A 25,720-nucleotide genomic window follows, 5' to 3' on the forward strand; every position below is an offset into this window, starting at 1 on the left:
CCGCTTGTGACGGCTAACGTGGGCCGGCGTCCGGTGGTCCGGGCGCCGTCTTGTTGCGACGGCTCTTGATGGCCGCCTCTGCTTCGAACTACACCTGCACCTGCTGATCGACTGCGGGTACTGCTATGCGCCCTGTACCTGGCAAACGCCCCGCATGAAGCGGGGCGTGGGAAAGGTGCAGAAGGTTTGAATCGCGCTGTCCGGCTCGCGTTTCGGCCGACGCTCAGGCGCGGGCGGCGACTGCCGCATGGACTTCGATGCCGGCGTCCCGCAGCGCGCCACGAATGCGCCGCGCGAACGCCAGCGCATGCGGACCGTCCCCGTGCAGGCAAATGGTCTGCGCGTTCAGCGGCACCCATTGGCCCTCCACGGCCTGCACGCGTTGCTCGCGAATCATGGTGAGCGTGCGCGCCAGCACTTCGTCTTCGTCGTCGAGCAGCGCGCCGGGTTCTTTGCGCGGCACCAGCGAACCGTCAGCGCGATAGCCGCGATCGGCGAAGACTTCCTCGATCGCGGTGAGGCCCGCGTTGCGCGCGGCCGTCACGAGTCCGCTGTTGGCCAGCGCGAACACCGCCACCGACGGATCGAAATCGTGCACCGCCGAGACGATCGCGTCGGCGATCCTGTCATCGCGCGCGGCCTGGTTGTACAGCGCGCCGTGCGGCTTGACGTGCGCAATGCGCCCGCCCTCCGCCTGGGCGATCGCCGAGAGTGCGCCGAGCTGGTACAACACGCCCGCGTAAATCTCGTTGGCCGGCAGATCCATTTCCTTGCGGCCGAAATTTTCCGGATCGTTGAAGCTTGGATGCGCGCCGATCGACACGCCTTTCTGCACCGCCCAGCGCACGCAGTCGTGCATCGCATTGGCGCCGCCCGCGTGCCAGCCGCACGCGATATTCGCCGAGCTGACGAGGTCCAGCAGCGCCTCGTCGGACCCGCTGCCTTCGCCGAGGTCGGCGTTCAAATCGATTTCCATGGAGTTCCCCTACTCAGTATTACAGCGCCGCGACGGCCGACTGGCGCGCGCAGCGTTCTTCATGCATGGCGATCGCCGCGTCGATCTGCCGCAAGTACGTGCGCTCTTCCAGCAAAGCCTGACGCGCCTCGTAAGGCGTCGTCGGAATGAAGCGTACGGATGCGTTCAGGCGAACCTGCGCGAGCTTCCAGAGGTCGGCCTGAATCACGGCGCCGATCTTCGGATAGCCGCCCGTGGTTTGTGCATCGCTCAACAGCACGATCGGCTGGCCGTTCGGCGGCACCTGAATCGTGCCCGGCAGCACGGCGTGCGAAAGCAGATCGGTTTTCTGCGTGCGTTTGAGCTCGGCGCCGGCAAGGCGGTAGCCCATGCGGTTGCTGTTCGGCGTGACGAGCCATTCATCGGACCAGAAGGATTCGTGGGCTTCCTCGGTGAAGTGCTCGTACTCCGGTCCGCGCAGCACGCGGATCGGCACGGCCCACGGCACGCCGGACGGGTGACGCCCACGCCGCAGCGGTTCGTGAACCAGCACGAACTTGCACCACGCGGGCGCTTTCACGCCGAACTCCGGCGCCTCGGGCGTGAAGCCGAGATGGCCGCGCTGAGGCGGCGCACCCACCGGCAGGCGATCGCCGTCGCGTAACGCCCGGCCGCCGAGTCCGCCGAAATGGCCCGCGAGATCGGTGCTGCGCGAGCCGAGCATGGGCAACACGTCGACGCCGCCCGCCACGCACACATAGCCGCGCATGCCGCGCTTCGCCGCGTTCAACACCAGTTCCTGGCCGGCCTGCACCGGCAGGCTCCACCACGAGTAGACCGGTTTTCCGTCGAGCGTCGCGCCGAACTCGGTGCCGGTGATCGCGACCCGCGTGGCGCGCAGAAAGCGCAGCACGGTCGGCCCGAAGGTGATTTCCAGACCGGCCGCATCGGGCCGGTTGCCGACCAGCCGGTTGCCGACTTCGAGCGACAGACGGTCGAGCGCTCCGCCCATCGCGACGCCCAGATGCCGGTAGCCGTGACGGCCGAGATCCTGAATCGTGGTCAACAGACCCGCGCGAATCACATCGATCATGCCTGTATCCCCGCGATGGTGAAGCGCACCCGGTCGCCCGGTTGCAGCAGCGTGGGCGGCCGGCGCGCCGGGTCGAACAGCGGCAGCTCGGTGCGGCCGATCAACTGCCAGCCGCCGGGCGACGTGGCCGGATAGATGCCGGTCTGTTCGCCGCCGATACCAACCGACCCAGCCGGTACTTCGAGCCGCGGCGACGCGCGGCGCGGCGTGTGCAGCGCGGCTTCGAGCCCGCCCATATAGGCGAAGCCCGGTTGGAAGCCGAGGAAGAACACCACGTAGTCGCCATTCGAATGACGTTCGACGACCTCGCGCACGCTCAAACCCGTGTGATCGGCGACCGCTTTCAGATCAGGACCGAACTCGCCGCCGTACTGCACCGGAATCTCGACTTCACGGCCCGGCGCGGGCGCGTCGCTCACCGCATTCCAGGCCGTCTGCAGGTGGCTTACCAGCGCGTCGCGGTCGGCCTCGAGCGGATCGAAAACCAGCGTGAGATTGTTCATGCCGGGCACCACCTCCAGCACATGCGGCCATTCGCGCGCGGCAGCGGCCGCCGCCCACACGCGACGCTGGCATTCCAGCGTGGCAGGCGGCGGCGCCTCGCAGACTAGCGCGGTATCGCCGAGCGGAAAGATTCTTGGTTGGCTCATGAGTTAACGGCCCAGGTCGAGTCGGTGGATTCGGGCACAGCACACCCTTTGACCGGTTATCGGCATCGGGCAGGCGACGATTGAAGCGTACATTATCAATAAAATATCAACAATTTCTCAATAAGCGTTTTTGCCAGGCTCCCTGGGATCGAGCGCTCGTCGTACACTCCCGACACCTTCCCAATCTGCCTCTCGAGAATCTTTGCCATGTCGCGCCATCCCACCAAGATCGTTTCCTCGGAACATCTCGTGTCTGAGACCAGCGCGGAGCTGTCGGAACTCGAGTACGCGCTCATCATGGCAGGCAACGCCTTCAATCGATGGATGGTGCGCTGCATGTCGGCGGCGGGAGACAAGGACATGACCGCTATCGAGGTCTCGCTGCTGCATCACGTCAGCCATCGCGAGCGCCGCAAGAAGCTGGCGGACATCTGCTTCGTGCTGAACATCGAAGACACGCACGTCGCCACTTACGCATTGAAGAAGCTCGTAGCTAGAGGGTATGTAAAAAGCGAAAAGACCGGCAAGGAAGTGTTCTTCTCGGCAACCGAAGCCGGCCGTGAGCTCTGTCTGAAATATCGCGAGGTGCGTGAGAGTTGCCTGATCTCCACGCTGAAGGAAAGCGGCCTGACCAACGAGCAGATCGGCGAGGCGGCGCAACTGATGCGCAACGCGTCCGGTCTCTACGACACGGCGGCGCGGGCGGCCGCGTCTTTATAACGCGGCCCCGTGTGCGTCGGGTTGGCGCAGCCGCCCGGCGCGGCACCCGCCGAGCGCCTAACCCGCCGGGTGCGGGTAGAGCGCTGCCTCGGTGACGATCAGATCGAGCGGAATGTCGTGGGTTTCGCGCTGCAATGCGGGCGTGCGGCATGCTTCGTAGGCGATGCCCACGGTGATCGGCTTCTTCGCGCCCGGCCACGCCGCCAGCGTGCGATCGTAATAGCCGCCGCCATAACCGAGCCGGTAGCCGTGGGCGTCGAAACCCACGCACGGCACGAACAGCAGTTCGGGTGTCACGATACGCCCCGAAGACGGCTCGGCGATCTTGTGATGGCCGATCTTCATCGGCATGTCCGGCGTCCATGCGTGAAATTCCAGCGGCTCGCCGCGCGCCTTGATCACCGGCAAACTGGCCTCGCGTTGCGCGCCTGCCGCAAGCCAGATCGAGATCGCCGCGCGCGCGTCGAACTCGCCGGCGAGCGGCCAGTAGAATCCCACGCTATTCACGCCGTACTGCTTCAACGCATCGAGCAGGCGCCGTGCGAGCGCGGTATTGCGCGCCGGCTCGGAAGCCGCTTGCAGCCTTGCTTCCAATAGCATTTTACGCAGCGCCTTTTTCGATTCGGCGGCAGGGTTGCATGCTATGCTTGAGTTCAATTCGCGCTCCAGAAACAACGATGTCAAAACGCCTTTACCGAGTATATCGCGCGGCCGGTCTGGCGCTTGCCGCTGCGGCACTCGTCGCGTGCAGCACGGCCTCCGCCGTCAAGCCCCTTCCCCTTTCGCAACTCACGAACGACGACCAGATCTTCGTTCAGCTACGCGAGGCCGCCCGTAGTAACGACGCGGCGCGTGCAGCGCAGCTTGCCAGCATGATTCCGGACTATCCGGCGCCTGCGTATCTGGAGTACTTCCAGATCAAGCCGCAGTTGTTCGATTCGAGCGGGCACGCGCGCATCGACGCGCCTGACGCGCCGGTGCTGAGCTTCCTGCAGAAGTACGACGGCCAGGCGATCGCGGACCGCCTGCGCAACGACTACCTCACGGTGCTCGGCGCGCGTCACGACTGGCGCAACTTCGATCAGCAATACGCCCGCTTCGTCCTGAACGACGACACGCAGGTGAAGTGCTACGCGCTCGAATCGCGCGCCTCGCGCGGCGAAAATGTCGCCGACGCGGCCCGCGCGCTGCTGGTCGATCCGAAATGGTACGGCGACGGCTGCGTGGATCTGATCAACGCGCTGGCCATCAACCAGCAGTTCAGTTCCGCCGACGTGTGGCAACAGATCCGCCTCGCCTACGAACAGAACTACACCAACACCGGCGCGAAGCTCGTCGACGCGCTCAGCAACCAGCCGCCCGACCCGGTGCTGTTCAATCAGGCCGCCAACACGCCGCCGTTGCTGCTGGCGCGCGGCGTCGGGCCGGATACGCAGTCGCATCAACTGGCGTTGCTGGCTATCACACGCATGGCGCGCAATGATCCGGCCATGGCCGCGGCCACGTTCGCCTCGGTGGCGCCGTCGCTGAGTTCGCCCGAACGCGCGATCGGCTGGGGCACGATTGCTTATCAGGCTGCCGCCAAGCAGATGCCGGGCGCGGTGGACTGGTATCGCCTGTCGGTGAATGCGCCGCTTTCGAACCCCGCGTATGAATGGCGCACCCGCACCGCATTGCTCGCAGGCGACTGGACGATGGTGCGCTGGTCGATCGAACAGATGCCGGCGGCGCTGCGCAACCAGCCGTCGTGGGTGTATTGGCATGCGCGAGCGCTCAAGCAGGCGGGCGACACGACCACGGCCAATCAGGAGTTCGAGTCGATTTCGCAGGGCTACAACTTCTACGGCCAACTGGCGGCGGAAGAACTGGGCCAGAAGATCACGGTCCCGCCAAAAACCACGGTGAGCGACGCCGAGGTCCAGCAAGCCGGCAACACGCCCGGCTTCGATCTGGCGCAACGGTTCTATGCGCTGAATCTGCGGCTCGAAGGCAATCGCGAATGGAACTGGCCGCTGCGCAACATGAGCGACCGGCAACTGCTCGCCACCGCCGAATACGCACGCCGTATCCAGCTGTATGACCGCACCGTCAACACGGCGGACCGCACGAAGAGCGAGCACGATTTCTCGCTGCGCTATCTGTCGCCGTTCAAGGATATCGTCGAGCGTGATTCGCAGTCGAATGGGCTGGACGTGGAATGGGCATACGGGCTGATTCGCCAGGAGTCGCGCTTCATCATGAACGCGCGCTCGGAAGTCGGCGCGAGCGGGTTGATGCAGTTGATGCCGGGCACCGCGCAACTGGTCGCGAAGAAGATCGGCCTGGGTCCGATCTCGCGTGAGCAGATGAACGACATCAACACCAACATCCTGCTCGGCACGAACTATCTGTCGATGATCTACAATCAGTTCGACGGGTCCGCCGTGCTGGCCACCGCGGGCTATAACGCAGGCCCGGGCCGTCCGCGCAGCTGGCGGCAATCCTTGCAGCATCCGGTGGAAGGCGCGATCTTCGCCGAGGCGATTCCGTTCCAGGAAACGCGCGACTACGTTAAGAATGTGTTGTCCAACACGGTCTATTACGCGGCATTGTTCGAAGGCCGTCCGCAATCGCTGAAGGCGCGTCTGGGTTATATCGCACCGTAAGCGCCGTGCCGCCGCCGCCTCGTTTCGAGCGGCGGCGCGCCACGCCAGCCGTTGCCGCGGCTTCCACCAGGGAGTCGAAAATGCGACACAAAGCCATTGCGATCATCGGCGGTTCCGGTTTTATCGGCAGCCATCTCGTCAACGCCCTCGTCGAAGCGGGCAAAGACGTGCGGATCGCCACCCGGCGGCGCTACAACGCCCGCCATCTCACCCTGTTGCCCATCGACGTGATCGAAGCGGACGTGTTCGATCCGGTTCAACTCGCGCGCTTTGTCGAGGGCGCCGATTGCGTGATCAACCTCGTAGCCACGCTGCACGGCAAACGCGGCACGCCGTACGGCCCGGAATTCGCACGCATGCACGTGGACTTGCCGACCAAAATCGTGGCGGCATGCGAAGGCAAGGGCGTGCACCGCCTGATTCATATCAGCGCGCTCGGCGCCGACTCGAATGGCCCGAGCATGTACGCGCGCTCGAAGGGCGACGGTGAGAAGGCCGTGCATGCGGCCAATCTGGCGTGGACGATTTTCCGGCCGTCGGTGGTATTCGGCCCCGAAGATCAATTCCTCAACAAATTCGCGTTCCTGCAGCGCATGTTTCCAGTGATTCCACTCGCGATGCCGGACGCCAAATTCCAGCCGGTGTATGTCGGAGATGTGGCAAAGGCAATCGTCAACGTGCTCGATCTGGATGCCGCCAGCGGCCGCACCTACGAACTCGGCGGCCCGACCGTCTATACGCTCGAAGATCTCGTCAAATATTGCGGTGACGTGCTCGGCAAGCATGCACGCATCATCCGCTTGCCGGAAGCGTTCGCGCGCCTGCAGGCGCTGACTTTCGAAATGGCACCCGGCGAGCCGGTGATCTCGCGCGACAATCTCGATTCGATGAAAGTCGACAACGTGTTGAGCGGACCGCTCGCGCCTGAACTTGGCATCGAGCCGGCCAGTATCGAAACGATCGCGCCGATCTATCTGACCGGCGCGTCGACGCGCTCGCGCTTCGACGCGTTTCGCGCCAGCGCGGGACGCTGAATTACCTTCACTCATTCCAGATACAAAGCATGAAGCTGATTATTGGTGACAAGAATTATTCGTCATGGTCGATGCGTCCGTGGCTGCTGTTCAAACACTTCGGCATTGCGTTCGAGGAAGTGCTGATTCATCTGAATCAGCCCGACACTAACGCGAAAGTGCTTGCGCTCGCGCCGTCGGGTCCGGGCAAGATTCCGTGCCTGGTCAACGACGACGGGTCCGCCACGTGGGATTCGCTGGCGATCGCCGAAACGCTGGCCGAACGCTTTCCTCAGCATGCGCTATGGCCGCGCGACGCGGTCGCGCGCAGTCATGCGCGCAGCGTGAGCGCGGAGATGCACTCGGGTTTCGGCGAATTGCGCTCGAACATGTGGATGAACATTCGCGCGTCCTTCCCCGGCAAGAACGCCACGCCGGGCGCGCTGGCCGATATCGCGCGGATCGAGGCGATCTGGCGCAACTGCTTCGACACCTATGGCGGCCCGTTTCTATTTGGCGAGTTCGGCATTGCCGATGCGATGTATGCGCCGGTCGTGATGCGCTTCAGGACCTGGCAGCCGGCGTTGTCGGAAGTGTCCAAAGCTTACGTGCAGCGCGTGAGCGAATTGCCGGCGGTGAAAGCGTGGATCGACGCCGCGCTGAGCGAAACGCATGCGATCGCTTATCAAGACGTATGCCCATGAACATCTATGCAGTAGGCGGCGCGATCCGCGACGAGCTGCTGGGCGTACCGGTGCAGGACCGCGATTATGTGGTGGTCGGCGCGACGCCGGAGCAGATGGTGGCGCAAGGCTACCGTCCGGTGGGCAAGGATTTTCCTGTGTTCCTGCATCCCGAGACACATGAGGAGTACGCGCTCGCCCGCACCGAGCGCAAGACGGCGGCCGGCTATCACGGCTTCCAGTTCTTCTATGCGCCGGACGTCACGCTCGAGGAGGACCTGGCGCGCCGCGACCTGACCATTAACGCGATGGCGCGCGAGGTACGCCCGGACGGCGAGTTGACCGGCCCGGTGATCGACCCGTTCAACGGCCAGGGTGACTTGCAGGCGCGCCTGTTTCGCCACGTCAGCGACGCGTTTCTCGAAGACCCCGTGCGAATTTTGCGGATCGCGCGGTTTGCAGCGCGCTTTGTCGATTTCACGGTCGCGCCGGAGACACTGGCGCTCATGCGCAAGATGGTCGCCGACGGCGAAGTGGACGCGTTGGTGGCCGAACGCGTGTGGCAGGAAGTGTCGCGCGGTTTGATGGAAAAGAAGCCGTCGCGCATGTTCCAGGTGCTGCGCGAATGCGGGGCGTTGGCGCGGATTCTGCCGGAAATCGACGCGCTGTTCGGCGTGCCGCAGCGCGCCGACTATCACCCCGAAGTGGATACGGGCGTGCATGTGATGATGGTGGTCGACCATGCGGCGCAGCAAGGCTATACGCTGCCGGTGCGATTCGCCGCTCTCGCGCACGACCTTGGCAAGGCGACCACGCCCGAAGATGTGCTGCCGCGGCATATCGGCCATGAGGGGCGCAGCGTGGATCTGCTGAAGCCTTTATGCGAGCGGCTGCGCGTGCCGAATGATTGCCGCGACCTGGCGATTCTGGTTGCGCGCGAGCATGGCAATATTCATCGCGTCATGGAGATGGGCGCGGCCGCGCTGGTGAGGTTGATCGAGCGGTGCGATGCGATTCGCAAGCCCGCGCGGTTTGCGGAAGCCTTGCAGGCTTGTGAAGCCGATGCGCGTGGGCGGCTTGGGTTTGAAATGCGGGATTATCCGCAGGCCGAGAGGTTGAGAGTGGCGCTTATTGCTGCGCGTGGTGTGGATGCTGGTGCTGTGGCTAAGCGGCTCGCCGATGCGCCTGCTGGGATTAAGGATGCGGTGCATTTGGAGAGGGTTCGGGCTGTGGAGGGGGCTGTCGGGTGAGGGGTTTTTGGCCTGCCGGGCGGGTTTTTGGGGGTTCTTCGGGCTTTGGCCTTTCCTTGTTTTGTTTGTGGTGTATTAGCGTTGCCCCTGTGCGGGGCGGCACCTACTTTTCTTTGCCGGCCGCAAAGAAAAGTAGGCAAAAGAAAGCGGCTCACACCGCTAACTCTTAAGCGGGTCCCTCGCGCAGTCGCGGTTGTGGTGCATCTGGAATCAGTGTTCTCGCACATTACGCCTCAGTGACAAAGCACTCATTCTTCCCGCCTCGCGCAATGCGCTCGCCGGAAGGGGCTGCTTGAAATGCGTTGGTTTCTCTGTGCGCACGGGGAGCCGTCGGCTCCGCCTCGGCGATGTACTGTTCAAGAATTCTGGTTTTTTAGCGTGGTTGCGTCGGGGAAACGTTAGCGGTGACCAGTACATTCGCGGTCGCCGCGGCGCGCGCTTTGCGTCGCGCCGTAGTACCCTCGGAATGCGAACGACACATGCGCCTTTCTTCATGGCCGCAGTGCGGTGCCGCGGATCTTCGTCAGTGTGCAGTCACTGTGCGACGTGAAACCGTTTTGAATTGCATTGGCCTGTTATGCGTCCCCCTCGTTGCTCCGATTCGTGCACGGCTATTCGCCGCCGTCCGCGTCGCTTTTGCCAGTAGGTCCGCTGCATGACGCGCCGTGATGCGGCTCCGTGGAATTCCCTTCGCGTCGAGTGCAATGAACTGATAGAACTCACAATCATTCTCGACTTCGCGTCGGTAGTCCTCCACGGTGTCCAGCAGCAGTTCCAGTAACCTCCGCTGCCGATGTCTTTCTTCTCGCGTCACCGCCGGACTCCTAACTATCGAAGCCACAAATGTGGCCAGCTTGTCCAGTTGACTTAGCTGCCGGTCAATCATTCCGAAAGCAGATAAGGCCAGTTTTTCGTATTGAAGCGCATCAACGGGTGGGCGCGGCGTAGTGCGTGAATTCTTGACGGATTTAATCATGGCGCGATCTCCCTGAAACTTACTTGGATCGCCCGACACGCGCTTGCAAGGTGGTGAGCGGGCACAGTGACAAGGTTGGCGGCCGTTACCAAACCGGCAGGCCCGAAGGCATCCCCATCAAGGCCCGCCCATAAGACGCGCTGAGATAGACACACGCCCCCGCCAAAGCGGGCGCGTGTTTGGTAGCAGGCCGCCAAGCCTGGCCGTCGCTGTCTTGACGGCGAATTGAGTTTAAACGTCTTGCTTCGCGAGTGATCACCCATGCGAGCTAAAAGCTGCGCACCAGCACGATTTCCGAAATTTCCCAAGCACGCCCACGCACGAAATACTACGAGGCAGCAGAAACGTCAGGAAAGGACGAAGCGATCGGTTGAAGCCAGACCGCCACGGCGCGCGCAGCGCCGCCGGAAGAATGAGCGCCTTGTCACCGACGCGGAATGTGCGAGAACACAGATTCCAGATGAACCACTACCGGGACTGTGCGAGGGACCCGCTTAAAAATTAGCGGTTCAAAGCGGCTTTCTTTGCCTACTTTCTTTGCCGCGGCAAAGAAAGTAGGTGCCGCCCCGCACAGGGGCAACGCAAATAGACCACGAAGTTAGCAAGGAAAGGCCAACACCCTAGGCGACCAGCCAAGGAACCCACACCCTGGCCAAAACGCAAAAACCCTAACCTACAAAAGCCTGGCAACAATCGACAACACCATAGAAAGCACCAACGTCGACATAAACGGAAACGGGTACTCCCGCCCAAAGAGCCGCAAGGTCACGTCGCCTGGCATGCGTCCAATGCCAATTTTCCTGAGCCAGGGCCAGCAGGACGACAACACCGCCACGGCGATAAACGTAGTCAATAGCCAGCGGATCATGGTCAGCTCCTGAAGGCGGAGTTCACAGCGTGTGCGACCGGTCGCCGCTGGAGAACGCTTGCAGCGTGTCGTCCAGCCCACGCGAGAATGCGATCACCTTGAACAGTTCGCCCATCTCCGCCTCAGACAACAGCTTCTGCACCGCATTCGCCGCGGGCAAATATTGTTTGGTGTCCGTGGGATCGATCTCCGATAACGCCTCGGTAATCCCCGCATTGAGCAGAAACCGCGCCTGCGACGTGAACCCCAGCAAGTCCGCGCCGGTTTCGACGCCTGCTTCGGCGATACCGGTGAATTCCACGTGCGCCGTGATGTCCTGCAAACCCGGATAGAGGAAAGGATCGCCGTGCGCCCGGTGCCGGTAGTGGCACATCAACGTGCCTTGCGCGCGCTGCGCATGGTAGTACTCGTGACGCGGAAAACCGTAGTCGATGAAGAAGGCCGCGCCGCGCGTGAGCATCGTGCAGATGGTGCGCGTGAATGCGCTGGCGGCTTCGTGCGTTTCCGTCACGTAGTCTTCGCCGGCTGGGTTGATCTCCGACAGCAGCGCGAGGTCCGCCGCGGCGGACACAGGCCGGTCGTCGAAGGTGAACGCTTCGCCGCGCCATGCCACGCCGCGCTCGTGCCAGGCGCCGCCGGTAAAGGCGAACAGCCGCACAGGCATCGCGTCCAGCACCTCGTTGCCGATCACCACACCGTCGAACCGCTCCGGCAAAGCGTCCAGCCAGCGCACTTTGGCGGCGAGCGCGGGCGCGGCGGCTTCGATCGTCTCGCGTTGGCGCTCGCGAAGCTCACCCGAAAGATCCACGATCGAGTAGCTGTCGAATTGCGCACCCAAAGCGTCGAGCGCTTCGAGCAGGCCGGCGGCGAGCTTGCCCGTGCCGGCGCCGAATTCCATCACGTCGCGCGTGCCGCTCGCCTGCAAGGCTTCCGCGACCGGGCGCGCCAGCGTCGCGGCGAACAGCGGCGACAGTTCCGGTGCGGTGACGAAGTCGCTGCCGTCGTCGCCGCGCAGACCGAATTTGCGGGCGCCGCCGCTGTAATAGCCCAGTCCCGGCGCGTACAGCGCGCGTTCCATGTAGCGGTCGAACGGCAGCCAGCCGCCGGCGGCTTCGAGCTCCGCACGGATCTGCGCGACCAGCGCTTCGGACTGCGCAAGCGCGCTCGGGCCGGGAGCAGGTAAACTATCGGGTTGGTGAGCTTTCGGATTCATCCCCGCATTGTAAATGACCGCCTCTTTGGACACCGTCTCCGCCCGCGCGCCTGACACGCCGCGCGTCGTGCTGATTACCGGCGCCGCCCGCCGTATCGGGCGCTCGCTCGCGCTGGGCTTTGCCGCGCGCGGCTGGGACGTGGCCGTCCATTACGGCGCCTCCCGGGCGCAAGCCGAAGAACTGGTCGCTGAAATCGCCGCCCTGGGCCGCCGGGCGGTCGCGTTGCACGCCGAATTGGGCGACGAGGCGCAAGTCGAACGGCTTTTGCCGGCTTGTATCGACGCCTTGGGCCGGCCCTCGTGTATTGTCAACAATGCGTCGCGCTTCGAGGAAGACACGGCGGAAACCGTCGGTTACGAGCTGCTGCTGAAGCTGACCGCAATGAACGTCGGCGCGCCGCTGGTGCTGGCGCGCGGGTTGTACGAATTGACGCCGGAGGCGGCGCGCACGGACGAAAGCCTGCGCAGCGTCGTCATCAACGTGCTGGATCAGAAGCTGTACAACATGAATCCGGACTACCTGTCCTACACGCTGACCAAGGCGGCGTTGCAGACAGCCACGGTCGCGCTGGCTCAGGCGTTGGCGCCAAAAGTGCGCGTGGTCGGGCTCGCGCCCGGCCTGACGATGCAATCCGGCGATCAGACGCCGGACGGTTTTGAAGCCGCTCACCGTACTACGCCTTTGGGCCGCGCGTCGCGGGCCGAGGATATTGTCGCCGCCGCACTGTATCTCGCGGATGCAGCGGGCGTGACCGGAACGACGCTGGTGGTCGACGGCGGGCAGCACCTCGTGCCGCTGCCGCGCGACGTAATGTTTTTGACGGGCGCCTGAAGCGCGCGCGGCCATTCGCCAGATGGGCGGCCGCCGCGCTGTGAAGCGCCCCTTTGCGTGCTCCGCACGCTTTTTTCGACTGGAACGAACATGTTTGCCGCTCTTTCGCATCCCCGGCTCGCCGATTGCCGCCGGCTCTTTCTGCGCAATTACGAAGTGCACATCAACATCGGCGTGCACGACTTCGAAAAGCGCGGCGAACAGCGCGTCGTGATCAACGTCGAACTGTACGTGCCGCTCGCGCTGTCCACACCGGTTCAGGACAAGCTGGACGAAGTGGTCGATTACGACTTCATGCGCTCCACCATCTCGCGCCGCGTCGAGCAAGGCCATATCCACTTGCAGGAAACGCTTTGCGACGATCTCGTGAAGACCATGCTCGAACATCCGCAAGTGCGGGCCGCGCGCGTGTCGACGGAAAAGCCGGATGTGTATCCCGACTGCGACGCGGTAGGCGTCGAAGTCTTCCGTATCAAAGAGGATTGAGCCATGAATGCTCCGCAAATCCTGAACGGCGCCACGGCCGACGCAGCCGCTGACGCAACCGGCGCCACGCCGGCCGCCGCGCGTAAGAAGTCGCCGCTCACGCGCCGCGAACAGAAAGAAGCGTACGAGAACAACAAGCTGTTCAAGCGGCTTGCGCGCCAGGTTGGCGAGGCGATCGTCGACTTCAACATGATCGAGGACGGCGACAAGGTCATGGTGTGTCTGTCCGGCGGCAAGGACAGCTATGCGATGCTCGAAATCCTGATGCGGCTGCGCGAGCGCGCGCCGATCAACTTCGACATCGTCGCGGTGAATCTCGACCAGAAGCAGCCGGGCTTCCCCGAGCACGTGCTGCCCGAGTACCTGAAGCAACTCGACATTCCGTTTCACATCGAGAACCAGGACACGTACAGCATCGTCAAGCGGCTGGTGCCGGAAGGCAAGACCACCTGCTCGCTGTGCTCGCGGCTGCGGCGCGGCATTCTGTACCGCGTGGCGGGCGAACTCGGCGCGACCAAGATCGCGCTCGGCCATCATCGCGACGACATTCTGCAAACGCTGCTGCTGAACATGTTCTACGGCGGCAAGCTGAAGGGCATGCCGCCCAAGCTGCAATCGGACGACGGCAAGAATATCGTGATCCGCCCGCTCGCCTACGTGAAAGAAACCGATCTGGAGAAGTACGCCGAGTTGCGCGAATTCCCGATCATTCCGTGCAATCTCTGCGGCAGCCAGCCGAATCTCAAGCGCGCGGAAATGAAGGCGCTGGTCCGCGACTGGGAGAAGCGCTTCCCGGGCCGCATTGAAAATATGTTCAATGCGTTGTCGAACGTCGTGCCTTCGCATTTGATGGACCACAAGCTGTTCCCGTTCGCTGGCCTGCGGGCAACCGGCGAGGCCGATCCGCAAGGCGATATCGCGTTCGACGAAGAGCCGTGTTCGACCGATGCCGGTAATAGCGCGACGCTCGGTGGAGCGCAATCGATTGCGATCGTCCAGTTTGACGATCTTTGACCAAAACGCCCGTGGAATGGGCGTCTCCGCCCATTTCAGCTTGCAACGAGGCCGCGACAGCGGCCTTTTTCGTTAGAGGGTGCGTGTTAGAATCGTCGGCTCCAAACTCGTCTATTTGCCGTGCCATGAACATTGTGATTTTGGCGGCAGGCACCGGCAAGCGCATGCGGTCCGCGCTTCCCAAGGTGCTGCATCCCCTGGCCGGTCGGCCGCTCCTCGCTCACGTCATCGAAACGGCTCGCACGCTCAAGCCCACGCATCTCGTGGTGGTGATCGGCCACGGTGCCGAAGCGGTGCGCAAAGCCGTCGCCGCGCCGGACGTGCAGTTCGCCGTGCAGGAACAGCAGCTCGGCACGGGCCACGCGGTGCAGCAGGCGTTGCCGCTGCTCGATCCGTCCGCGCCCACGCTGGTGCTGTATGGCGACGTGCCGCTCACGCGCGCCAGCACGCTGCAGGCATTGACCGAGCGCGCGGGGCAGGGCGGCTACGGCGTGCTCACCGTCACGCTCGCGGACCCGAGCGGCTACGGCCGCATCGTGCGTGATGCACAAGGCAAGGTGGCGCGCATCGTCGAACAGAAAGACGCTACGCCCGAGCAGCTTAAGATCGCCGAGATCAACACCGGCATCATCGTCGCGCCGACCGAGCGTCTGGGCGGCTGGCTTGCCGCGTTGAAGAACGACAATGCGCAAGGCGAGTTCTATCTGACCGACGCGGTCGAGATGGCGATCGAAGCCGGCCTTGAAGTCGTCACCACGCAACCGGACGACGAATGGGAAACGCTCGGCGTGAACAGCAAGCAGCAGCTTGCCGAACTCGAGCGGATTCATCAGCACAACGTGGCGGATGCGTTGCTGGTCGCGGGTGTGACCCTTGCCGATCCGGCGCGTCTGGACGTGCGCGGCACGCTCGAATGTGGCCGCGATGTTTCGATCGACGTGAACTGCGTGTTCGAAGGCCGCGTTACGCTGGCCGACAACGTCACCGTCGGGCCGAACTGCGTGATCCGCAATGCGAACATTGGCGCCGGCACGCGCGTCGACGCGTTCACGCATATCGAAGGCGCCGAAGTCGGCGCGAATGTCGTGCTCGGACCGTACGCGCGCCTGCGCCCCGGCGCGTCGCTGCACGACGAGTCGCATGTCGGCAACTTCGTCGAAGTGAAGAACGCGGTGCTCGGTCACGGCTCGAAAGCGAATCACCTCACGTATATCGGCGACGCGGATATCGGTGCGCGTGTGAACATCGGCGCGGGCACCATCACCTGCAATTACGACGGCGCGAACAAATTCCGCACGATTATCGAAGACGACGTTTTCGTCGGGTCGGATACACAACTGGTCGCCCCGGTGCGTGTGAAGCGCGGCGTGACGATCGCGGCGGGCACCACGGTCTGGAAGGACGTCGAAGCTGACGCGCTGGTCCTGAACGACAAGACGCAAACGAGCAAAACGGGCTACGTGCGCCCGACCAAGAAAAAGAGTTGATCGGCGTGACGCGCGCACAAGGCGCGCTCCTTGAAACCCGGCACTAGCACTGAAAAGGAATGAGCCATGTGTGGCATTGTCGGCGCGGTAGCGCAACGTAATATCGTTCCGGTCCTGATCGAAGGACTGCGTCGTCTCGAATATCGCGGCTACGATTCGTGCGGCGTGGCCGTGCTCGGCGCCGACGGTCCGCGCCGTGCGCGCAGCGTGGCGCGCGTAGCCGATCTCGACGAGCAGGTGCGCGAGAGCCATCTCGAAGGCATCACGGGTATCGCGCATACGCGCTGGGCGACGCACGGCGCGCCGGTCACGGACAACGCGCACCCGATCTTCTCGAAAGATGCACTCGCGTTGGTACACAACGGCATCATCGAGAATTACGAAACGCTGCGCGAAATGCTGCGCGGCAAGGGTTACACGTTTGTCTCGCAGACCGACACAGAGGTTATCGCGCATCTGATTCACAGCCTGTATCGCGGCGATCTGTTCGCGGCTGTGCGTGAAGCCGTCGGGCAATTGCACGGCGCGTATGCGATTGCCGTGTTGCATAAGGACCAGCCGCATACGGTGGTCGGCGCGCGGCAGGGCTCGCCGCTGGTGGTCGGGCTCGGCCAGGGCGAGAACTTCCTCGCTTCGGACGCGCTGGCGCTCGCGGGCAGCACCGAACGGTTCATCTTCCTCGAAGAAGGCGACGTTTGCGAACTGTCGCTCGAGGGCGTGCGTATCGCCGATCGCGACGGCTACGAAGCGCAGCGCGAAGTGCGTCAAGTTGCGGCATATGGCGGCGCGGTCGAACTCGGCCCGTATCGCCACTTCATGCAGAAGGAAATTTTTGAGCAGCCGCGCGCGATCACCGACACGATCCCGCAATCGGATTCGTTCGATCCGTCGCTATTCGGCGAGGGCGCGGGCAAGGTATTCGCGGAAATCGACAGCCTGCTGATTCTGGCGTGCGGCACGAGCTACTACTCGGGGCTGACGGCGAAGTACTGGCTCGAATCGATCGCAAAGATTCCCACTCAGGTGGAAATTGCCAGCGAATATCGCTACCGCGAGTCGGTGCCGAATCCGAAGTCGCTGGTCGTGGTGATATCCCAATCGGGTGAGACGGCGGACACGCTGGCGGCGCTCAAGCATGCGCAGGAACTCGGTCATCAACACACGCTGGCGATCTGCAACGTCGGTACGAGCGCCATGGTGCGGCAGACCGGGTTGTCATTCCTGACGCACGCGGGCCGCGAGATCGGCGTGGCATCGACCAAGGCGTTTACAACGCAACTGGTCGCGCTGTTCGTGCTGGCGGCGACGTTGGGCAAACTGCGCGGTCGTGTGAGCGAAGAGCAGGAAGCTGAATATCTGAAGCAACTGCGCCACTTGCCGGCTGCGTTGAATAGTGTGCTGGCGCTGGAGCCGCAGATCATCGCGTGGTCGGAAGAGTTTTCGCGCAAGGAACATGCGCTGTTCCTTGGGCGCGGTCTGCACTACCCGATCGCACTGGAAGGCGCGCTGAAGCTCAAGGAGATCTCGTATATTCACGCCGAGGCTTATCCGGCCGGCGAACTGAAGCATGGGCCGCTTGCACTCGTGACCGAAGCCATGCCGGTGGTCACGGTGGCGCCGAACGACGCGCTGCTGGAAAAGCTGAAGTCGAATATTCAGGAAGTGCGAGCGCGCGGCGGTCAGTTGTATGTGTTCGCCGACGCGGATACGAAGATCGTCAACGACGAAGGCTTGCATGTGATCCGGATGCCAGAACATTATGGTCTGCTGTCGCCGATCCTGCATGTGGTGCCGCTGCAGTTGCTGGCGTATCACACGGCATGTGCTCGGGGTACGGACGTGGATAAGCCACGGAATCTCGCGAAGTCGGTCACGGTGGAGTGAGGGAGCGGGTGCTTGCGTCGCGACTGCGAAGCTGAAATAGAAGCGTTTACAGGTAAACGCTTCTAGCTGTTCTCGACAAGTTTTTTGTCGCCAGGCCTTTGTTTGCAAAGCGTAAATGCTTCTAATTGCGAGGTCGAAATTCGGTGGCTTTAGCGGGCAAGTTTCGCGAAAAGTCACTCGGAATGATGCACGAGCGGAGACTGCTGGCGGTGCTAAGAGCTGGTTTCCGCGCGCCTTCCGTCTTGGTCAGCAACGGCCCAATCGGCTTTCGCCGTTACGTGGCGTGGTCGAAATGCTAAAGCGCCCACCAAACGCGGTGGCGACTGCAGCAACGACCACTCGACCGCCCCAGCCGGATAGTCATCCGGCCACCCCCTTGCCAGCAATCCCACCGCTTCCCTCATCCGCAACCCGGCCGCTGAGCCCTCGATTCCTGCCGCTGCGCCATCTGTCCTCATTGATTCCAAGACGCTTTGTGCGCAGGCCATCCGGTCGAGCGCACGCCGCAGGCGCTCACGCATCTCTCCTCGCAGGCCGAGTTCTCGCGAGACGACCTCGACGTCGTTCCCAGCGTCTGATATCAAAAGGTCTAGTAGTTGCCGCTGGCGTAGCGCCCGGAGCGAACTGGGCAGGTCTGCCGCGATAGTGTCGATAGGTAGCGAGCCCATCCGCTGTGTAGCCGAACGCTTTATCCGACTTAGCGAAGGAGTGAGGGGGTTATCAGCCCTTGGGCGGCTCGTGCCCATCTGCTGGCAAGCCATCAGTCGACCAATAATCCTCGGTCTGGTCAGATAGGAAAGGCGAGCGGACGGGTGGTGGCCAACCCACCGGAAGCGGTTCGAAGTCCGGAAGTCCTCGTGGACGTCGTGGTCCCAATGGGTTTCTAGGCGGCAACTGGCCAAGCACCACCGTCGGTGCAAAGTCTGGTGGCAATCCGGGAAGTGCAACACCCGCTGGAGGCAAGAAGTAACCGAACCTCAGTGCATCCATCGTGGCTGAGGCGCGGCTCCCAATTTGGTGTCTTCTACGACGTGTCGGACGACGGCTCAACTCAACCCGCCAACCAACGTCTACGACATTATCTGGCGCAACCGGCGAATACTGTATAAAAATACAGTATTCGCCGGTTGCTATGCCTCGACGCCGGCGAGGGACTCAAGCAGTGCAACCGTCTTCCTTGCGTTGTCTAGGGCATTTTTGATTCCGTCTGTTGCGCCCGGGTTGGCCAGCAAAAAGTCGGCGAGTTGCGACAGGCAGTCGTTAATCAGCCGCGTTGGAGCCCCGAGCTTTTCGGATTCGTACCGGGACAGGGCCGACTTGTCGACTCTGTGAGCGATTGCGAACTCAGCTTGAGTGCTGCTGCCGCGCGCCCACTTAATCAGCTCGCCCTGTGTGCGTGGAGGAAACATTCTTACGTAAGTGCTGTAATGGCATCGAATTGCTATAATAGCATCATCATTCCGGCATGAAGTCTATACTTCGTTTCGAGACTATTCGAGGTTCCTGATGGCACGTTCCGACCAAGTGAAGGCATTACTTCGCGCATATGCTGGTGATAACCACGAGCATTTCTACGCGGTCGCCATGCAAATGGCGGCGGACGAGGCTCATCGAGGTCATACCAAACTGGCGGCCGAACTCCGCGACCTCGTTGATGCAGCGAAGTCTGGGAAGAAACCAGAGCTTTCGTCTGTCCGCAGCAAAGGGCCCGGAGGCGCGGCGATTCCGCTCGCCCAGCCGAAAGGCGAGCTCTCCGAGCTGTTGTCGGTGCAGTATCCGGACGAGCATTTGCAGCAAATGGTTCTGTCGGACTCTGTGCGTACAAAGTTGAACCGAGTGCTTCGGGAGCAGCGGCATCACGAACAGTTACGTGGCCACGGCTTAAGCCCGCGCAGGAAATTGCTTCTCGTTGGGCCGCCGGGCACGGGCAAGACCATGACGGCTGCAGCCTTGGCCGGCGAGTTGCGTCTGCCGCTGTTCACCGCGCGGTTTGATAGCCTTATCACCAAATTCATGGGAGAAAGCGCGTCAAAGCTGCGGCTAGTTTTTGAAGCGCTAAAGTCGACCCGCGGCGTTTATTTTTTTGACGAGTTTGATTCGCTGGGGCTCCAGCGCGGTAGCCAACATGACGTAGCTGAGATGCGTCGTACGCTGAATATGTTCTTGCAGCTTATCGAGCAGGACGCATCCGACAGCCTTCTAATAGCGGCAACAAATCACGGCAAGGACTTGGATACCGCTCTCTTCCGTCGATTCGATGATGTCATCAAGTACGAGGCGCCCGACCAACGCCAGATTGAAGCGCTCTTGAAAAACAGCTTAGGGGCGTTTGGAACATCCGACATCGACTACCACCGTCTGGCGCTAGCTGGCAACGGTGAGTCACACGCGGACATCGTCAAAGCATGTCTTGACGCATTAAAAGACGCGATTATGGAAGGTCAAAAAACCGTAAGTGAAGCCAGCGTAATGCTCCATTTGGAAGAGCGCGCACAGGGCCGCAACCTGCATCCGTAAAAATAACATCTCCTATGAATTAGTCGGGAAATCTTGCGGTAGACTCTCAGACGAATAAAACAAACATAGAGCTGAGAGAATGGCAGATAAACTTCTGCGTCATCTGTCCGTGGATGGGCGCGTCTCCGCCCTCGCTTTCCAGTCACCGTTATCTGCGCGCCAAAAGGTTGCTCCCCAAAGAGGCGACGGCGGCGCGCATGGCAGACGGCTACTAGCTCAACTTGAGGAACTCACAGGCACAATCGAGGACCTAGAGCAGACCAGAAAACAGCTAGGACTGCCTGAGCGCCGAGGCATGACCATTGCCGTCGAGTTTTCGCCCAGCGGTCTCATTGACTACAGCAAAATCGAGTGGAAACTTAACGGGATTGAGTTATTGGCAGTCCAAGTGCATAAGAATTCGGACGTCGCAGTTCTGCTGGTGCCGGACGGTGGGCTCTCTGGCTTCGTACGGCGCATTAAAGCCTACATTGAGTCCGAGAATCCCGATGCGCGGAAGAATGCGGCGTTAGTCAACGCAATAGAAAACATCAAACGCGCCGCATTTTCGGAGCTATGGTCGGACACTGCAGACGCTCCCGAGGACGAGCAATGTCACTGGTTTCAACTCTGGCTGCGGCACACTACCGGCTCCATCCCGGACCTTATAAAGCAGTTTCAGCAACATACACTAACACTCGGGATAAGAGTCGAGGACGGCTATGTGCGGTTTCCGGGACGTGTCGTAGTTGCCGCTTACGGCACTCGAGCCAATCTCGAACGGACCGCAGAATTGCTGGACCGGGTCGCAGAAATCCGATTCGTGGAGCCGAACGCGGAATTCTTCTTGGATGACATAACCCCAGCCGAGCAGGCCGAGTGGGTAAACGAACTCCTTGCGCGAACTTCATACGCTGATGAGGACGCTGCGCCTTATGTTTGCATCCTTGACACCGGCGTGAACAACGGTCATCCGTTGCTGGCGAATGCCCTAAGCCCCGATGACACTCACACGCACAAGCTGGAGTGGAAGCGTCACGACCATGACGGGCACGGAAGTGAAATGGCGGGTGTTGCCCTCTTCGGCGACTTAACCCACGCACTCAACGTAGAGCACGAAATCGACCTCCCGCACCGACTGGAGTCAGTGAAGATTCTTCCACCGGAAGGAGAAACTGCCCCCCACCTGTGGGGTGCGGTTGCAATCGAGTCCGTCGCCCGCGTCGAAGCCGGTGCGCCGAAGCGCCCACGTGTTTTTGCCACGATGACGACTTCGGTTGGGCACCTGTTTGGAGCGCCGTCGGAGTGGTCGGCAACTATCGACCAACTTGCGTTCGGACGTCCGCCCGTCGATGTCACAAGCATAGAACTTGGCGAGCAGGCCCCGCGTGTGCCAAGGCTCTTTGTGCAATCCGCCGGGAACGTTCACTGGAATTACTGGAACGAATATCCTGAAACGAACTGGAACAGCCCGGTCCAAAATCCAGCACAAGCATGGAATGCACTGACAGTCGGTGCAGCAACATCACTCGTACAGATTGACCGCAAGAAGTATCCGTCTTACAGCGTCATTGCCCAAAAGGGCCATCTGTCTCCATCGTCAACGACATCATGGGTTTGGGCCGAGTCGTCATGGCCATTTAAGCCGGACGTGGTAGCCGAAGGTGGTAACGGTTCGCTCGATGCAGGCATTCACCCGACGGTTGGGCCTGAATCGCTCCGTGTTTTGACCACTTCAAATACACCGGCCAAGAACCTGCTGGCATCGACCGGGGACACCAGTGGAGCGGCTGCAGAGGTTGCCCGCATCTGCGCGCACTTGCGTGCGCAGTACCCCGACTATTGGCCAGAAACCATCCGCGCGCTTGTTGCCCACGGGGCGGAACATACGGACGCCATGACTGCGCCCTTGCCAGCAAATCGAAAGCGTCTGGACAAAGAGAAGTTGCTCCGGACCTTCGGATTCGGCCTCGTAAGCCATGACCATTCCCAGTTCTCAACGGCTCATCGGCCGACGATGGTCATACAACGGGCATTTAATCCCTATCGCGTCAATGAGAAGCGCAACGTCGTGCTCGGGGCCATGCAACTTCATGACCTCCCGTGGCCCGCAGACGAACTAACGAAATTGGGTGAAATTCAGGTCGAAGTTCGAATAACCCTTTCGTACTTCATCGAACCCAATCCGAGCGCGCGCGGATGGCAAAGCAAATATCGCTATCAGTCTTTCGCACTCAAATATGCCGTAAAGGGAGCGTCGGAGGACGATGCCGCGTTCATGCAACGCATCAACAAACTTGAGCGTGCCGGCGCCGACTCCGAGGAATTCAAAGACCCTGACCTGAAGGACTGGAGATACGGCCCGCAATTGCGGGCACGGGGGTCGCTGCATTCGGACGTCTGGACTGGGACCGCGGCACAGCTCGCGTCCAAATCGCAAATTGCTGTGTTCCCGGTGGGCGGATGGTGGAAGGACTGGACGGAGCTTCAACAATTCAGCGCGAAAGCAAGGTATGCACTGGTAGTCTCGCTGAAAGTCAGCGACGGTGTTGACACAGACATCTACACTCCGATAGCAAATATCATTGAACAGGACGTCGCAATCGATATTGACGTGCCAAGCGGCCAAGGTTAGGCGAACATTTGTTCACCGTTTGACATGGGAGAACCGTCCAATTGACTCTCGAACACCGACGATAGAACACCTGCATGGACCCAAGAATTCGCGTTGTTCCACCCAGAACATCACTCCGCACGGCGTACCCTCGTTCGTTCATCTTGACGCAGGATGCCTGGGATGATTATGGCTACAAGACTCAGTACCACTTGAGTTATGCCGACGAAAATGGGAATCTCGGCCACATTGGGAACGTAAAGATACTGTGCAACGACCAGCCGGAGACAGATTCATCCCTGCTTCGCGGGGGGTTTAATTCACTTGAGGACGAATTTTGCTCCTTGGGTCAATCGCTCGACTACTACCAACGAATAGCGGAAATGCCAGAGGAAGACAGAAACTACATTCTGTCTGCGCTGAAGGATGTTGTTCGCGACCGCAGTCGGGTAACTCGTTTCGAATCCGAGGTCGGTTGGACGAAGTCACTGCTCCGGGAAGTCGGCTCGTTTGACGAGTTCGTCCCGCTGGCGTCGACGATTCTCGAGCAAAACTATAGTGAACTACCGAGTCTCGATTCCCACTTCCAATTCCGGATGTCTGGCTGGTCCAGCCCGGTTGACTTCTCCTTCGATGCGCCGAACGTCCCGGATTTACGACCATATCAGGAACGTTCTGCCGACTATCCGCCGGCGGAGCTACCGCGTCGAATCTCTGTTGTCATCGGGAGGAACGGTTCCGGGAAAAGCACTTTACTGTCGCGGCTCGCAAGATTTGCGCACGCATCACGCGGCGACAGACAGCGGAACAGCCTAGCAGAACTCGGCGAGTTGACGCCAGTCGGCATGGGATTTTCTCGCGTCCTCACCATTTCCTATAGCGGATTTGACAACTTTCAGGTGCCAGGCGTTACGCGACGGGAGCGAAGGACGATTTCCGAAGAGCTAGCTCGAGGGACCGGCCGGTTTATCTTCTGCGGGCTGCGCGACATAGGAACCGAGTTGGCGTCGGAGCTTGACCAATCGCGGGGACCCGATGAGCAGTATGTTCCATTGGAGGACCGCCAACAGACAACCGTGCTCAAATCGGCTCAGACGCTGAGTGCGGAATTTTCTCGAATTGTCGACCGCATCAGGTCACTCGAACGCGGCTCGCTTCTAGCCACGGCGTTACTGCCAATTCTCGCAGACCCGTCGTTCAATGACCTTCGGTCTACGCTCTACTCGCAGCTAATGTCCGGCAACTGCGAGCAGATGTTTTTGGGATGGAGTACAGGCCATAAAATCGTTTTGCATGTGATTTGCAGTCTTGTGGCCTACGTTGAGCCTCGTTCACTCGTACTCTTTGACGAACCGGAAACACACCTGCATCCACCATTGCTCGCCTCATTGATGCATTCATTACGTAAAGTGCTCGCGGCTAAAGACGCATATGCCGTGGTAGCAACGCATTCGCCTGTGGTGTTGCAGGAGACCATGGCGAAGCATGTGCACATCATTTCAAGAGAAGGCTCAGAGACCGTTGTTCAGCCGCCTGGCGCAGAAACTTTTGGCGAGAATATCGGGATTCTCACATCAAGCGTGTTCAACCTCACATCGGAAATCACCGACTTCAACGAAACCTTAAGGAAACTAGCAAGGCAGATGCAGAACCTAGACCAGATAGAGGAACTCTTTGAAACGGGCGGCCTGAGCCTTCAGGCGCGCGCATACGTAATGTCCGTACTGGCATCTGCGCGGTAACGAGACATGTGGCGACTCCCTTTGCCAGACAATAGTTCAGCTATCGATGAACTGGTTATCGCACTCACCCCCACGCGAGGGGCGCCCGTCGTCGAACTGACAGAAGACGAGAGAGCCGCTTTCCTCGCTCTATATCAGCTCTATGACGCCCTCCGGGGAGAACCCGGCGCCGGACTGGAGGCCAGCGATATTTCCGGTGTTACCGCCCAAGCGGTATATGACGGATACGACGCTACGCAAATCGGCAGCCGTCTTGCGCACCTCCGGACGCGATTGCAAGCCGGCATACTACGGTGCCCCTTCTGCGGCTTTGCGCCAATCACGTCTCTTGACCATCATCTTCCGCGTTCGACATATCGGGCTCTGGCCGTGTATGCGCGCAATCTTATTCCGGCGTGCAGTACGTGCAACCAGAAGAAAGGGGCGACTGTTGGCGGTCAGGATGAACATCAGCGCTTTATCAATGCTTACTTTGCCGACCTGCCCGCCGAGCGATTTTTCGTTGCAAGATGCGTCATGGTGGATGGAGCACTTGTCACACAGTTCGAAGTCGTACAGACGCCGGCACTGTCAGAGCATGTTTTCCGAAGGCTAACCTACCAGTTCCAGAGACTTGAACTCAACACTCGTCTGAAGGGCGAGGTCACGGACTTCCTCGTTTCTCTGGAGACCGGCTTAGAAAGTGCTTACGAAACCCCCGAGGCCGCGCTCGCAGTGTCGCACTTTCTCGCTAGGTCCGCGGCCTCGCAAGAGCGTGCGAACGGGCTCAATCACTGGAAGACCGCACTCCTTCACGGATTGGCCGGATGCATCGAATTCTGTGATGGTGGCTTCAGGCTGGGTCAAATAAGTCTCGGCGCCTAGCCATAACGTGCGGTTGGTGAAAAACGAGGGTCTCGGCGGCACTTCTCGCGCTCGCTGCTTGCTTATCGGCCCGGATTATGTTTTTATTCTTCCCGTGCAGCCCGGAGCCTGTCAGTTGCGCACCGCGAAAGCGGATACGGCAAATCCGGTCTAGACCACCTTTGGTGGCCATGGCTTTACAACCCGTCCCGCCCACTTCAGGCAAACGGCAACGCGCGACGCCTTTCGATTTCGC

Annotated in this window: 21 protein-coding genes; 14 read left to right on the forward strand and 7 right to left on the reverse strand. The window is 61.2% G+C overall.

What is annotated here, in order from left to right:
- Positions 1 to 223: 223 nt before the first annotated feature.
- Genes pxpA through pxpB form a run of 3 tightly spaced genes read right to left on the reverse strand, consistent with a single transcriptional unit; the run spans position 224 to position 2,698 of the window.
- Entirely contained in the window at positions 224 to 976 is a 753-nt protein-coding gene (pxpA, locus tag P0D71_RS06805) for a 5-oxoprolinase subunit PxpA (RefSeq protein WP_408479532.1), read from the reverse strand.
- A 19-nt stretch (positions 977 to 995) separates the two neighbouring features.
- Positions 996 to 2,048 (reverse strand): 5-oxoprolinase subunit C family protein, encoded by a 1,053-nt coding sequence (locus P0D71_RS06810; protein ID WP_408181518.1) that lies wholly within the window; start codon positions 2,046 to 2,048, stop codon positions 996 to 998.
- Positions 2,045 to 2,698, reverse strand: coding sequence for a 5-oxoprolinase subunit PxpB (gene pxpB, locus P0D71_RS06815; protein ID WP_408181516.1), 654 nt, complete (start codon positions 2,696 to 2,698; stop codon positions 2,045 to 2,047). The genes P0D71_RS06810 and pxpB overlap by 4 nt, the downstream gene beginning before the upstream one ends.
- 207 nt (positions 2,699 to 2,905) lie before the next feature.
- Here pxpB and P0D71_RS06820 point away from each other — a divergent pair, with 207 nt between their 5' ends.
- The gene (locus P0D71_RS06820) at positions 2,906 to 3,418 is read left to right on the forward strand and encodes a winged helix DNA-binding protein (protein WP_007179899.1); all 513 of its coding nucleotides are present in this window, start codon (positions 2,906 to 2,908) and stop codon (positions 3,416 to 3,418) included.
- 57 nt (positions 3,419 to 3,475) lie between these two features.
- Here the strand turns inward: P0D71_RS06820 and P0D71_RS06825 are convergent, their stop codons facing one another.
- A complete protein-coding gene (locus tag P0D71_RS06825) occupies positions 3,476 to 4,018 on the reverse strand; it encodes a 5-formyltetrahydrofolate cyclo-ligase (protein ID WP_286162012.1) in 543 nt (180 codons plus the stop codon).
- 77 nt (positions 4,019 to 4,095) lie between these two features.
- On the opposite strand from P0D71_RS06825, the gene P0D71_RS06830 reads away from it, so the two are divergent.
- The 4 genes from P0D71_RS06830 (at position 4,096) to P0D71_RS06845 (ending at position 9,009) form a co-directional block, all read left to right on the forward strand.
- On the forward strand, positions 4,096 to 6,063 hold the full coding sequence (locus tag P0D71_RS06830; protein ID WP_408479533.1) for a lytic transglycosylase domain-containing protein: 1,968 nt from the start codon (positions 4,096 to 4,098) through the stop codon (positions 6,061 to 6,063).
- 80 nt (positions 6,064 to 6,143) lie between these two features.
- The gene (locus tag P0D71_RS06835) at positions 6,144 to 7,097 is read left to right on the forward strand and encodes a complex I NDUFA9 subunit family protein (protein WP_408344218.1); all 954 of its coding nucleotides are present in this window, start codon (positions 6,144 to 6,146) and stop codon (positions 7,095 to 7,097) included.
- A 29-nt stretch (positions 7,098 to 7,126) separates the two neighbouring features.
- Positions 7,127 to 7,780, forward strand: a complete 654-nt coding sequence (locus P0D71_RS06840) for a glutathione S-transferase family protein (RefSeq protein ID WP_408479534.1) — start codon at positions 7,127 to 7,129, stop codon at positions 7,778 to 7,780.
- A complete protein-coding gene (locus P0D71_RS06845) occupies positions 7,777 to 9,009 on the forward strand; it encodes a multifunctional CCA addition/repair protein (RefSeq protein ID WP_408344224.1) in 1,233 nt (410 codons plus the stop codon). The genes P0D71_RS06840 and P0D71_RS06845 overlap by 4 nt, the downstream gene beginning before the upstream one ends.
- A 523-nt stretch (positions 9,010 to 9,532) precedes the next feature.
- Here P0D71_RS06845 and P0D71_RS06850 read toward each other — a convergent pair.
- From P0D71_RS06850 to P0D71_RS06860, 3 genes are all read right to left on the reverse strand, one after another.
- Complete coding sequence (locus tag P0D71_RS06850) at positions 9,533 to 9,985, reverse strand: hypothetical protein (protein ID WP_408479535.1); 453 nt, start codon at positions 9,983 to 9,985, stop codon at positions 9,533 to 9,535.
- 673 nt (positions 9,986 to 10,658) lie between these two features.
- Entirely contained in the window at positions 10,659 to 10,853 is a 195-nt protein-coding gene (locus tag P0D71_RS06855; RefSeq protein WP_091798205.1) for a DUF2905 domain-containing protein, read from the reverse strand.
- 22 nt (positions 10,854 to 10,875) lie between these two features.
- Entirely contained in the window at positions 10,876 to 12,066 is a 1,191-nt protein-coding gene (locus P0D71_RS06860; protein ID WP_408479536.1) for a class I SAM-dependent methyltransferase, read from the reverse strand.
- Between the two features lie 13 nt (positions 12,067 to 12,079).
- On the opposite strand from P0D71_RS06860, the gene P0D71_RS06865 reads away from it, so the two are divergent.
- The 9 genes from P0D71_RS06865 to P0D71_RS06905 all read left to right on the forward strand — a co-directional run bounded on the left by P0D71_RS06865 (position 12,080) and on the right by P0D71_RS06905 (position 25,485).
- Positions 12,080 to 12,898 (forward strand): SDR family oxidoreductase, encoded by an 819-nt coding sequence (locus P0D71_RS06865; RefSeq protein ID WP_408479537.1) that lies wholly within the window; start codon positions 12,080 to 12,082, stop codon positions 12,896 to 12,898.
- Between the two features lie 90 nt (positions 12,899 to 12,988).
- On the forward strand, positions 12,989 to 13,384 hold the full coding sequence (locus tag P0D71_RS06870) for a dihydroneopterin aldolase (protein ID WP_091798215.1): 396 nt from the start codon (positions 12,989 to 12,991) through the stop codon (positions 13,382 to 13,384).
- 3 nt (positions 13,385 to 13,387) lie between these two features.
- On the forward strand, positions 13,388 to 14,398 hold the full coding sequence (ttcA, locus tag P0D71_RS06875; RefSeq protein ID WP_408479538.1) for a tRNA 2-thiocytidine(32) synthetase TtcA: 1,011 nt from the start codon (positions 13,388 to 13,390) through the stop codon (positions 14,396 to 14,398).
- Positions 14,399 to 14,523: 125 nt separating this feature from the next.
- Positions 14,524 to 15,885 (forward strand): bifunctional UDP-N-acetylglucosamine diphosphorylase/glucosamine-1-phosphate N-acetyltransferase GlmU, encoded by a 1,362-nt coding sequence (glmU, locus tag P0D71_RS06880; RefSeq protein WP_408344236.1) that lies wholly within the window; start codon positions 14,524 to 14,526, stop codon positions 15,883 to 15,885.
- A gap of 66 nt (positions 15,886 to 15,951) precedes the next feature.
- Positions 15,952 to 17,769: a glutamine--fructose-6-phosphate transaminase (isomerizing) gene (glmS, locus tag P0D71_RS06885; RefSeq protein WP_408479539.1), complete on the forward strand. Its 1,818-nt coding sequence runs from the start codon at positions 15,952 to 15,954 to the stop codon at positions 17,767 to 17,769.
- A 1,506-nt stretch (positions 17,770 to 19,275) separates the two neighbouring features.
- Positions 19,276 to 20,286 carry an AAA family ATPase gene (locus P0D71_RS06890; protein WP_408479540.1) on the forward strand — a complete coding sequence of 337 codons (1,011 nt, stop codon included), beginning with the start codon at positions 19,276 to 19,278 and terminating at the stop codon, positions 20,284 to 20,286.
- Positions 20,287 to 20,365: 79 nt separating this feature from the next.
- A complete protein-coding gene (locus P0D71_RS06895; RefSeq protein ID WP_494478304.1) occupies positions 20,366 to 22,900 on the forward strand; it encodes a S8 family serine peptidase in 2,535 nt (844 codons plus the stop codon).
- Positions 22,901 to 22,974: 74 nt separating this feature from the next.
- Positions 22,975 to 24,621, forward strand: a complete 1,647-nt coding sequence (locus P0D71_RS06900; RefSeq protein WP_408479542.1) for an AAA family ATPase — start codon at positions 22,975 to 22,977, stop codon at positions 24,619 to 24,621.
- Positions 24,622 to 24,627: 6 nt separating this feature from the next.
- Positions 24,628 to 25,485 (forward strand): HNH endonuclease, encoded by an 858-nt coding sequence (locus P0D71_RS06905; RefSeq protein ID WP_408479543.1) that lies wholly within the window; start codon positions 24,628 to 24,630, stop codon positions 25,483 to 25,485.
- The last annotated feature ends 235 nt before the right edge of the window (positions 25,486 to 25,720 follow it).

The organism is Paraburkholderia sp. RL17-383-BIF-A, from assembly GCF_046028015.1.
Taxonomy (GTDB): Bacteria; Pseudomonadota; Gammaproteobacteria; order Burkholderiales; family Burkholderiaceae; genus Paraburkholderia.

Excerpts from the sequence above, each read along its gene's own strand:
- P0D71_RS06895 (WP_494478304.1), top strand. The coding sequence starts at position 20,366 with ATGGCAGATAAACTTCTGCGTCATCTGTCCGTGGATGGGCGCGTCTCC.
- P0D71_RS06840 (WP_408479534.1), top strand. The coding sequence starts at position 7,127 with ATGAAGCTGATTATTGGTGACAAGAATTATTCGTCATGGTCGATGCGT.
- P0D71_RS06825 (WP_286162012.1), bottom strand. The coding sequence starts at position 4,018 with ATGCTATTGGAAGCAAGGCTGCAAGCGGCTTCCGAGCCGGCGCGCAAT.
- ttcA (WP_408479538.1), top strand. The coding sequence starts at position 13,388 with ATGAATGCTCCGCAAATCCTGAACGGCGCCACGGCCGACGCAGCCGCT.
- P0D71_RS06835 (WP_408344218.1), top strand. The coding sequence starts at position 6,144 with ATGCGACACAAAGCCATTGCGATCATCGGCGGTTCCGGTTTTATCGGC.
- P0D71_RS06855 (WP_091798205.1), bottom strand. The coding sequence starts at position 10,853 with ATGATCCGCTGGCTATTGACTACGTTTATCGCCGTGGCGGTGTTGTCG.
- P0D71_RS06860 (WP_408479536.1), bottom strand. The coding sequence starts at position 12,066 with ATGAATCCGAAAGCTCACCAACCCGATAGTTTACCTGCTCCCGGCCCG.
- pxpA (WP_408479532.1), bottom strand. The coding sequence starts at position 976 with ATGGAAATCGATTTGAACGCCGACCTCGGCGAAGGCAGCGGGTCCGAC.
- P0D71_RS06850 (WP_408479535.1), bottom strand. The coding sequence starts at position 9,985 with ATGATTAAATCCGTCAAGAATTCACGCACTACGCCGCGCCCACCCGTT.
- P0D71_RS06900 (WP_408479542.1), top strand. The coding sequence starts at position 22,975 with ATGGACCCAAGAATTCGCGTTGTTCCACCCAGAACATCACTCCGCACG.
- glmU (WP_408344236.1), top strand. The coding sequence starts at position 14,524 with ATGAACATTGTGATTTTGGCGGCAGGCACCGGCAAGCGCATGCGGTCC.
- P0D71_RS06870 (WP_091798215.1), top strand. The coding sequence starts at position 12,989 with ATGTTTGCCGCTCTTTCGCATCCCCGGCTCGCCGATTGCCGCCGGCTC.
- P0D71_RS06810 (WP_408181518.1), bottom strand. The coding sequence starts at position 2,048 with ATGATCGATGTGATTCGCGCGGGTCTGTTGACCACGATTCAGGATCTC.
- glmS (WP_408479539.1), top strand. The coding sequence starts at position 15,952 with ATGTGTGGCATTGTCGGCGCGGTAGCGCAACGTAATATCGTTCCGGTC.
- pxpB (WP_408181516.1), bottom strand. The coding sequence starts at position 2,698 with ATGAGCCAACCAAGAATCTTTCCGCTCGGCGATACCGCGCTAGTCTGC.
- P0D71_RS06905 (WP_408479543.1), top strand. The coding sequence starts at position 24,628 with ATGTGGCGACTCCCTTTGCCAGACAATAGTTCAGCTATCGATGAACTG.
- P0D71_RS06820 (WP_007179899.1), top strand. The coding sequence starts at position 2,906 with ATGTCGCGCCATCCCACCAAGATCGTTTCCTCGGAACATCTCGTGTCT.
- P0D71_RS06830 (WP_408479533.1), top strand. The coding sequence starts at position 4,096 with ATGTCAAAACGCCTTTACCGAGTATATCGCGCGGCCGGTCTGGCGCTT.
- P0D71_RS06845 (WP_408344224.1), top strand. The coding sequence starts at position 7,777 with ATGAACATCTATGCAGTAGGCGGCGCGATCCGCGACGAGCTGCTGGGC.
- P0D71_RS06890 (WP_408479540.1), top strand. The coding sequence starts at position 19,276 with ATGGCACGTTCCGACCAAGTGAAGGCATTACTTCGCGCATATGCTGGT.
- P0D71_RS06865 (WP_408479537.1), top strand. The coding sequence starts at position 12,080 with ATGACCGCCTCTTTGGACACCGTCTCCGCCCGCGCGCCTGACACGCCG.